3 protein-coding genes are annotated in these 7575 nt (G+C 61.1%); 2 read left to right on the plus strand and 1 reads right to left on the minus strand.

The genetic code is table 11. The features are described from left to right. The first annotated feature begins 154 nt into the window (after positions 1-154). Complete coding sequence (locus AC54AF_RS21540) at positions 155-3001, plus strand: TonB-dependent receptor (RefSeq protein WP_496638157.1); 2847 nt, start codon at positions 155-157, stop codon at positions 2999-3001. A gap of 76 nt (positions 3002-3077) precedes the next feature. On the opposite strand, the gene aroG is transcribed toward AC54AF_RS21540, so the two are convergent. Further along, on the minus strand, positions 3078-4142 hold the full coding sequence (aroG, locus tag AC54AF_RS21545; RefSeq protein WP_496638158.1) for a 3-deoxy-7-phosphoheptulonate synthase AroG: 1065 nt from the start codon (positions 4140-4142) through the stop codon (positions 3078-3080). A gap of 509 nt (positions 4143-4651) precedes the next feature. On the opposite strand from aroG, the gene AC54AF_RS21550 reads away from it, so the two are divergent. Continuing rightward, positions 4652-7507: a TonB-dependent receptor gene (locus AC54AF_RS21550; protein ID WP_496638159.1), complete on the plus strand. Its 2856-nt coding sequence runs from the start codon at positions 4652-4654 to the stop codon at positions 7505-7507. Positions 7508-7575 lie beyond the last annotated feature (68 nt).

Here is a 7575-nt window from a genome sequence, read left to right on the forward strand (position 1 = left end):
AATTGACAATCTGAATCGTGAATGTTTTGATGAGGGCCCGGAAAATTTACAGAATTTTCATTGGTGGATTTTCAAAAAGGCAAATAAATTGTTGGTGAGCAACAAGTTATTTCAAAATAATTGCCGCCTTTATCACAATAACAAGGAATTTCAGATGATGATAGAAAATGTAATATCGCGGTCGCTGCGCCTGATGTTTGCAGGCGGCATGGCCCTGAGCATGCACGCCGCGTATGCGCAAGAAACAACAGATGGCACCATGCAACGCGTGGAAGTGACGGGTTCGAGCATCAAGCGCATCGCTTCCGAAGCGTCGCTGCCGGTGCAGTCGTTCAACCAGAAAGACATCAAGAAAACCGGCGTCACCACGGTGACCGATTTCATCCAGCAAATTCCTGCGATGCAGGGCTTCTCCGTGGCCGCCGATTCGGTGGGCGGCGGCGGCGGCGGCGTCACCACGGCCTCGATCCACGATATTGGCTCAGCCTACACGCTGGTGCTGCTGAATGGCCGCCGTCTTGCGCCATCCAATTCGGGCACCACCATCGACCTCAATTCGATTCCACTGGCCGCCATCGAGCGCGTGGAAGTGCTGACGGACGGCGCCTCGGCCCTGTATGGCGCCGACGCCATCGCCGGCGTGGTCAACTTCATCCTGAAAAAAGGCACCTCGCCGCTGGAAATCAATGCCAAGTACTCGCGTCCTGAAGAAAAAGGCGGCGCCAGCAACTCGATTTCGATCAGCAAGGGCTTCGGCGACATCGACGAAGACGGCTACAGCATCTTCGTGTCGGCCAGCCATGACGAACAAAAATCGCTGAAAGCCTCGCAGCGCAGCTTCGCGAAAAGCGGCATCATCAATTTCAACGATCCGAAAACCGGCAAGGCACTGCAATTCATCAACGGTTCCTCGCGCTCGGCGCCGGCCAATGCCAGCGTCAACTACAACCGTACCGATGCGAACGGCAATGTGGTGATCAATCCAGAAACCAAAAAACCGTTTGTCGACAGCGTCAACCTGGCCAATCCGTATGCAATGGCCAATGGCGGCAAATGCGCGCCTGGCAACATGGACTTCTACGGCGACGGCAACTGCTATTTCGACTCGCCGTCAACCATTGAAATCAATCCGGAATCGAAGCGCGACTCGCTGTTCAGCTCGGGTAGCGTCAAACTGGGCAAGACCGGCTGGCAGGGTTTCTATGACTTCGCCTACACCGAAGCGAGCATCAAGGCCAGTATCGCGCCATACCCGGCAGATTTCTCCATTTCCCCGAATTCTCCACTGTTCAGCAAATACCTGGCTTCGCAGTTGAGCCCATCGCAACTGGCCAATGCCGTGAGCGGCGTCGCCAAATACCGCCTGTCGGAAATGGGCAACCGCACTTACGACTATGGCACCAAGGCCACCCACCTCGTCGGTGGCGTGGAAGGCAGCGCATTCGGCTGGGATATCAACACGGCTGTGACGTACTCGAAAAACAAGCAAACGCAGGACTACGTCAGCGGCTTCCCGCTGTCCGACAAGTTCAACGCCCAGATCGACGCCGGCAATATCGACCCGTTCGCCTATCCTGTGGGCTCCATGCCGGACGCCATGCGCCAGGCCCTGCTGGGCACAGGCTTCAGCGGCACGTACAACACGCAAACCGTGGAAATGAAAGGCGTCGACGGCCGCGCTTCGCGTCCTGTGTTCTCGCTGCCAGGCGGCACCGCCATGCTGGGCGTGGGCGCCGATTACCGCAACACCTCGTACAAGGTGCAGCAGGCGGACGTCGCCAAACAGGCGCAGATCCTGTTTGACAATGCGCAAGTCGACAGCGAATACGCACGCGACAATGCGGGCGCCTATGCCGAGCTGATGCTGCCGATTTCGAAAAAACTGGAAGTGACCGGCTCGCTGCGTTATGACCAGATCGGCGCCATCGATGACAAACTGACGGGCAAGTCGGTAGGCAAGAAAGAAAACGCCACCACCTGGAAAATCAGCGGCAAGTATTCCGCCACCAAGAGCCTGATGTTCCGCGCCGCTGCCGGCACCGGCTTCCGCGCCGCCAGCATGCAGGAAATCGCTGGCCCACTGGAAGACTGGGGCGTCACGGGCGGTAACTACCAATGCCCATTGACGGCGGCGAACGGCATGGGCGGCCATCCGCTGGCCGGCTACTGCAGTGGCGTCGCACGCCAGCAATTCGAAGCCTTCCAGGGCGGCAATCCTGACCTGAAGCCGGAAACGTCGAAGCAGTGGAGCATCGGTACCGTATTCGAGCCGATCAACAGCCTGTCGATGTCGTTCGACCTGTGGAACGTGGAAATCCGCGACCAGGTGACGGCGGTCTCCGAAGGCCTGATCTTCAACGATCCTGCCAAGTATGCCAACCTGTTCACCACCAAGCACATCAGCTCGACGGGCCTCGACGTGCTGGCCATCAAGCTGCTGCCGATCAACATCGGCAAGGTGGAAAACCGCGGTATCGACTACGACTTCACCCACAAGATGAAGCTGCTGGACGGCCGCCTGACGAGCCGCCTGATGGGGACCTACCTGCTGCGTTCGCGCTACACGACGCCGGGCACCGATGATCAATGGGAAACCAGCCTGAATCGCTACGGTTCGAACGACAAGGTCAGCTTCCGCAACATTATCCGCGCCACCACTTCGTATGAGACGGCCAAGTTTACGCATACGCTGAGCGCCAGCTACCGCAATGGCTATACGGACAAGGACCAGACAGCTGACGATTGCGCCGTGATCGTTGCCGGCAGCCCTGGCGAATGCTATGGCGTCCAGCTGGAAGTGCCGAGCTACACCACCTTCGACTTCCAGACGGCCTACCGTCCACTGAAGAACGTGGAAATCACGGGCGGCATCCTGAACCTGTTCGACCGCAACCCGCCGTTCACCCTGCGCAACACGGGTTCGCATCAGGTGGGTTACAACCCATCGTACTCGAGCGCCCTGGGCCGCCAGTTCTATCTGAGCGGTTCCTACAAGTTCTAAGCTGACTGCATCGGCTGAAAACTGAAAAGCCCGGAAAGCTTAGCTTTCCGGGCTTTTTTTCATGCTGCGCGCCACTCTATTCCGCGTCGCCCTGCAAGCGGCGCTGCTTCACGGCCGCCGCCAGGTTTTCCAGCACGGCCACGCTGGCGTTCCAGTCGATGCAGCCATCCGTGACGGATTGGCCATAGATCAATTCCTTGCCCGGGATCAAATCCTGGCGCCCCGCCACCAGGTGCGATTCCACCATCACGCCGACGATGCGGCCATCGCCGCCTGCTACCTGGCTGGCGATGTCGGCGCACACGGGGATCTGGTTTTCCGGTTTTTTCGAGCTGTTCGCATGCGAGGCGTCGATCATCAGGCGCGCCGCCAGGCCTTGTGCGGCAATGGCCTTGCACGCCTCGTCCACGCTGGCCGCGTCATAGTTCGGGGTTTTTCCGCCGCGCAGGATGATATGGCAATCCTCGTTGCCGTTGGTCGAGACGATGGCCGAGTGGCCGCCCTTCGTGACGGAAAGGAAATGGTGCGGCTGCGAGGCGGCCTTGATGGCTTCCACGGCAATTTTCACATTGCCGTCCGTGCCATTCTTGAAGCCGACCGGACACGACAGTCCCGACGCCAGCTCGCGGTGCACCTGCGACTCCGTCGTGCGCGCGCCGATGGCGCCCCAGCTGATCAGGTCGGCGATGTATTGCGGGCTGATGACGTCGAGGAACTCGGTGCCGGCCGGCAAGCCCAACTCATTGATATCACGCAACAGTTCGCGCGCCATGCGCAGGCCGTCGTTGATACGGAAGCTGTTGTCCATGTACGGATCGTTGATCAGCCCCTTCCAGCCCACCGTGGTGCGCGGTTTCTCGAAGTAGACGCGCATGACGATTTCCAGTTCGCCGGCGAAACGCGCGCGCTCCTTGACCAGCAGGCGCGCATATTCCATCGCCGCCTTGGTATCGTGGATGGAGCAAGGCCCGATCACCACCATCAGGCGGTCGTCCTGGCCATGCAGGATACGGTGCAGGGCGATACGGGCGCTGGCGGCGGTCTGTTCGGCTTGCTCCGAGCAGGCGAATTCGCGGATCAGGTGGGACGGCGGGGTCAATTCCTTCATTTCGCGAATGCGCAAATCATCGGTGCGGGGCATTATTTTCTCCAAAAAATTAAGGAAGGGTAAAACATCTGGGTAAAAAAAAACCGCCATCAGTGGCGGTTTTCTAGAATTTGCTGGGATCTCGTTTTGCTGCTACGTGAACCGACCGCTACTCCACCGCCTTTGGGTTGGAATTGCTAAAGTAAAAATAAGCGGTAAAAAAGTGGCGAGCGAACATATGAGTCATCCCTAAGTGATGAATGACTATAAACCTAAATTGCAAGGGTTGGCAAGCATATTTGTTGGCAAAGCCGCATGCCGCCGCCGTTTTACACTGTACAACACGCAAAAAAGCATAAAAAGTTGCGCGCGGTGACTCTCGCTGTGACGCTGCATACCGGACGCCACCGCTGTGCCCGCCGTGGCAACCACGCCACGCCAGCCATTCTATCGACGACAAGCGGGGCACTACTTGATCTAGATCTAGTCCCAGCATCTCCGCACGGACAAAACTCAAGGACGTATCGATGACCTTTGACTGCCTGACCTTTCCGGAGAACCGCATGATCCCTACACCACTTTTACAGTGCGCTGCCTTTTCGCCACCCAGACTGGGCCTGGCACTGGCCAGTGCGCTGCTGAGTCTACCCGTACTGGCGCAGGATAATGTCACACCCGCGCCCCTGCAACGCGTGGAAATCACCGGCTCGAACATCCGCCGCGCGCAGGCGGAAACGGCGTCGGCCGTACAAACCCTGAACGCGGCCGACATTGAAAAATCGGGCAAGTCCAGCGTGGCCGAACTGCTGCAGACCCTGGCCGTCGACAACCAGGGCTCCGTCCCCACCTCCTTCGGCAACGGCTTTGCCGCTGGCGCTTCCGGCGTGTCGCTGCGGGGCCTGGGCACGGCCTCGACCCTGGTGCTGCTGAATGGCCGCAGGGTGGCGCCGTACGGCCTGGCCGACGATGGCCAGAAAGTGTTTGCCGACCTGAACATCATTCCCCTGGAAGCGGTGGAACGGGTGGAAATCCTCAAGGATGGCGCCTCGGCCATCTACGGTTCGGACGCCATCGCCGGCGTGGTCAACGTGATCCTGCGGCGCGACTACCAGGGCACGGCCATCAAGGGCAATTACGGCAAGACGAAGGAGTGGGACGGGCGCGACGCGCGCGCCGCCATCACGCACGGCTTCGGCGACATCGATACGGACCGCTACAACGTGCTGCTGAACCTCGAATACAGCGAAAAAGCCGCCATCTGGAACCGCGACCGGGCCGGGCGGGGCGCCGTCGGCCGCAGCGACTTGCGCGACCTGGGCTTCAGCGCGCAGGAGTCGCTCAGCGGCGCGGGCGCCATCACCACCAACAATGCAGCTGGCAGCGCCGTCAACGGCAACGTGCGCAATCCCGACACGCTCGACTACTACAACCGCGGCAACCTCGCTGGCGCGGGTTTTACGCGCACCTTCCCCGGCGCCGCCTGCGGCAACTTCACCACGCATCCGCAGGGCGACCCGGGCGGCGGCTGCCTGACCGATGCCGCACAGCAATACGGCCAGATCCAGCCTAAACAGAAGAACATCAACTTCTTCGGCCGCACCGCCTGGCAGCTGACGCCGGCCCTGCAGACATATGCCGAACTGAACGTGTATCACAGCGAATCGCACTCCGCCACCACGCCGTCGGGCATCAGCGGCTCGGTCGGCCACCCGGGCGGCCCTGTCAGCAATGCGGGCGTGTCGCTGGGCGCGGCCCACCCGGACAACCCGTATTTCGGCACGGCGGCGCGGCTGCGCTACCTGGCGGCCGACGTGGGGCCGCGCCGGTCGGAAGTCAATTCCACCTTTACGCGCTTTGTCGCCGGCATCAAGGGCACGGTGGCGGGCTGGGATATCGACAGCGCCTTGCTGTACTCGCAGAACAAGGTGTCGAACGACTTGAACGGCTACCTGCAGCGCGACGTCGCCTTCGCACTGCTCAACCCGACCGCCGCCAATGTGGAACGGGCCAGCCTGAACCCCGCGTATGCGGCCCTGCCCGCCGGCAGCCTGTGGCGCATCGCGGAAAATGCGGGCCTCAATTCACCCGAGCTGTACGCGGCCCTGTCGCCGCGCATTTCCAACGACGCCAAGACGCATATCGCGCAGATCGACTTCAAGGCCAGCCGCGAGGTGGCCAAGCTGGACGGCGGCGGCCTGGGCGTTGCCGTGGGCGCGGAATTCCGCCACGAATCGACGGAACTCAAACCCACCACGGGCACGGAGCGGGGCAATATCATTGGCCTCGGCTATTCCGCCTACAAGGGCAGCCGCAATGCCTCGGCCATCTATGCCGAGGTGCTGGCGCCCGTGCTGAAGAGCGTGGAACTGTCGGGCGCCCTGCGCGCCGACCATTTCACCGACGTGGGCAATTCCTATACGCCGAAAGTGGGCGTGAAATGGACGCCCATACGCGAACTGGCCCTGCGCGGCACCTTCGCCAAGGGCTTCCGCGCACCCAGCGCGGCGGAAAACGGCGTCGGCGGCCTGGCTGCCTTCTCCACCGCCAGCGATCCGCTGCGCTGCGCGCTGGGCGTGGAAGCGGCTTGCGATCCGGCCTCCATCGCCGTCATCACCTCGCCCAACCCCAAGCTGTCGCCCGAGCGTTCGCGCAGCTATTCCGTGGGCGCCGTATGGGACCCGCTGCCGCGCACCAGCATTTCCGTCGACCTGTGGCAAATCCGCCGCAAGAATGAAATCAACCAGGAGCAAACGGACACGGCCATCGCCGAAGGCCATGTGGCGCGCGACCCATCAACGGCCACCGGCATTCCCGGCGATCCGGGCGCCATCACGGCCGTGCTGGCCAATTATGTGAATTCCGCGCAAACGACGGTGCGCGGCATCGATATCGACGCGCGCCAGCGCTTCAGCCTGGGCGGCGATTATGGCAACCTGGTGTTCGACCTGAAATGGACGCATCTGTACAAATGGCTGCGCAAGGAACAGGACGGCACGCAGCGCGATTTTGCCGGCACGCATGGCAATTGCGACGTGTCCAACTGCATGGGCACGCCGGACGACCGCATCAACCTGGGCGCCACCTGGGAACGCCAGAACTGGCGGGTCACAGCCAACGTCAACTACCGCGCGCCGCTCGACAACGTGCTGTTCAAGAATGACCCGGACGGCTGCGCAACGCATTTCGCCGACGGCACGGATGCGCCGCGCGGCTGCCGCATCGCCTCGTTCACCACGGTGGACCTGACAGCCCGCTGGCTGGCCACGCCCAAGCTGGAAGTGTTTGCATCGGTGCAAAACCTGTTCGACAAGATCGCCCCGCTCGATCCGCTCACGTATGGCGCCACGGGCTATAACCCGCTCGACTATGCGGGTGCGGCGGGACGTTTCTTCAGTGCCGGGCTGAAGTACAAATTCTGAGGGATGTGGGGCAGGTAGATACTGTTATCCCCGTCAAGCGGCGTGCAAGGTCGGATCAAATATTTTTC

The sequence above is a fragment of the Janthinobacterium sp. JF4 genome, assembly GCF_059617925.1.